Raw genomic sequence first — 2,635 nt, 5'->3', positions numbered from 1 at the left:
TGAAGCGCTTAATCCCTGAATGGTGGTTTCTGTTTTCATGTTTACAGCTCGACTTGAAAAGTTTGTTCTTTAGCAGGGAATGAACCCTCTTGGACTGCCGTATGGTACGCCTTAAAAGCGTCCAGAATTGCAGTTTCCCCTGCTTGTTCTTTCATAAAATTACGCACAAATTTAGCCACATGACCACCGGTCAATCCAAGCATATCTTGCACAACCAGCACTTGACCATCAGTGTCTGCGCCCGCACCAATACCAATGACAGGCGTATGTGGAAACAACTCACTAATTTCCTTACCCACTTGTGCCGGAACACATTCCAGCAGAAGTACCGCAGCACCGGCTTCCACCACAGCCTTACAATCAGCAATCAGCTGATCAGCAGCTTCACGGGTACGCGCCTGAACTTTATAGCCGCCAAACACATGCACAGATTGTGGGGTTAAACCCAAGTGTACGCACACAGGAATACCATTGCGGGTCAAGACCTGAACCGTTTCGGCCAGCCATGCGCCACCTTCTATTTTCACCATGTGGGCGCCAGCTTGCATCACCTGTTTAGCACTGATTAAGGCATCATTGAGCGTGGCATAACTCATAAACGGCAAATCAGTCAAAATAAACGCATGCTGATTACCACGGCGAACCGCTGCTGTGTGATAAGCCATATCTGCGACAGTCACAGGTAAAGTAGAATCACAGCCCTGAATGGTCATTCCTAAAGAATCACCGACCAGAATTGTATCAATCTCAGCAACTTCCATCGCCTTTGCCATGCTCGCATCATAGCAAGTCAGGCAGGAGAATTTGCGGCCTTCCGCTTTAAATTTTCTTAAGTCACTTAGACTAATCATCCAGATATTCCTCTTATGACGACTTTCTCAAGCGGTCATGCAAAAAATTAAATATTTGCCCAATTTCCGTCATCCAGCACTGTAAGCGACGGATGTTGCAATAGCGGTAAATCTTTTAATAATTGGCCTTTGAGTTGCAAATTTGCATCCAAATCAAGCAATGGCATCAGTACAAAATCACGCTCCATGACACCAATATGCGGCACAGTCAAACGCTCGTTATGAATCTGTTCTTCGCCATAAATAAGCAGATCCAGGTCCAAAGTCCGTTCGCCCCAATGACGCAGTCGAACTCGACCCGATTCCTGTTCAAAACGCTGCAATTCATCCAGCAATGCCAGTGGCGCCAAATCTGTAATCAGCTGTACAGCCGCATTTAAGTAATTGGGCTGGTCTTGTGGCCCCATTGGAGGGCTTTGATACAGCCTGGAGATTTTCACTGTTCCCAATGTCGCCAGCTTCTGCACTGCTTCGATCAAAATTTGACGCGAATCACCCAGGTTACTACCTAAGCCAATATAGGTTACTGTCATCATTGTGTCGGTCCAAAAACAACCTGACTTAAATCACGTTTGACCCGTTTGCGTTTTAAAATTGGATGATCGTAACCAATTTCGGAGCCATTTGAAGAAGCAGACTGAGCCGGTCTTTCCGGTTTTGCCCGACTCTTGCGTTCACGGCGGCTACGCGGTTCAGGCTCGTTAACCAAAGGTTCAATCTCAACAGCCACCAATTTAGTTTCTACCACATCTTCTGTTGCAGTTTTACGACGGCTTTTTGCACGTTGACGGTTATATTGACTAATGGCGCGCTCTTTTTCGTCCGTCGTCATCTGTTGATACGCATCCCACCACACGCCCATGCCCTGGGTGGTGTCATCGCCAGATTTCTCACGCAGCAACAAAAAGTCAAACCCGGCACGGAAACGCGCATGGGTTGATAAAGCCTGAATTTGTTGCGGCTTCGGATTAAGCAAACGCGTTTGCATTTCCCACACTTCACGAATAAAGGTTTCGGCAAAACGTGGAATGATAGTACGGGTGGCCTGACGTTTTAAAACATCCAAACCGGCTTGTGCTCTTGCCTCTGCAGGAACAACACCTTTACTTAAATAAAAGTTGCAACGCTCTAAGAACGGTTTCCACAACAATACCGCATAAAAGAATGCCGGGTTGATGGTCTTGCCAATTTGAATACGCTGATCGGTATTGATAGCAGCACGTTCAATAAAGGTCGAGATATCCGGGCTGATGTCTGCAAACAACTGACGCCAAATATCAAAATCAATCAACATCGGCAGCACACGATTCAAATGTCCCATGGTGAACAACTTCTGTGATTCATCATATAAGCGGTGCGGAGAGATATCTCGCAGCAACTGGGTCATTTCCGGGGTAAAAATCTCAAGAATTTCAGGTGCAATACTGAAATTTAATTTTGCAGCGAACCGCAAAGTTCGCAGCATCCGTACCGGGTCTTCTTCAAAACGTAAAGTTGGATCGCCCAACAAACGTAAGGTTTTATTTTTTATATCGTCAATGGCATGACAGAAATCCAGCACAATGCCTTTACGCGGCTGGTAATACATCGCATTAATGGAAAAATCACGGCGAGCAAAATCCTGTTCAATGGTGCCCCAATTATTGTCACGTAAAATCATGCCTGAGGCAGAAGTGACTGCCTTTTTAGGCGGTGCACGGAAAGTGGCAACTTCGATCAGCTCGCGACCAGCATAGACATGAGCAAGCTCAAAACGTCGTCCGATAATACGGCAACGTCGTCCG

The 2,635-nt window shown here is 46.4% G+C and carries 3 protein-coding genes; all 3 read right to left on the bottom strand.

The genetic code is table 11. The features are described from left to right. Nucleotides 1-41: 41 nt before the first annotated feature. Nucleotides 42-851: a 3-methyl-2-oxobutanoate hydroxymethyltransferase gene (panB, locus tag ACN6OV_RS04430; RefSeq protein ID WP_427949972.1), complete on the bottom strand. Its 810-nt coding sequence runs from the start codon at nucleotides 849-851 to the stop codon at nucleotides 42-44. 47 nt (nucleotides 852-898) lie between these two features. Continuing rightward, the gene (gene folK / locus ACN6OV_RS04425) at nucleotides 899-1,387 is read right to left on the bottom strand and encodes a 2-amino-4-hydroxy-6-hydroxymethyldihydropteridine diphosphokinase (protein WP_427949970.1); all 489 of its coding nucleotides are present in this window, start codon (nucleotides 1,385-1,387) and stop codon (nucleotides 899-901) included. Then, on the bottom strand, nucleotides 1,384-2,635 hold a 1,252-nt coding region (locus tag ACN6OV_RS04420), incomplete at its 5' end, for a polynucleotide adenylyltransferase PcnB (protein WP_427949967.1). The genes folK and ACN6OV_RS04420, both read right to left, overlap by 4 nt.

The sequence above is a fragment of the Acinetobacter sp. genome (assembly GCF_050285345.1).
Classification (GTDB): Bacteria; Pseudomonadota; Gammaproteobacteria; order Pseudomonadales; family Moraxellaceae; genus Acinetobacter.
The sequence above is the reverse complement of the archived record's forward strand: the minus strand, read 5'-3'. Positions and strand labels throughout refer to the sequence as shown.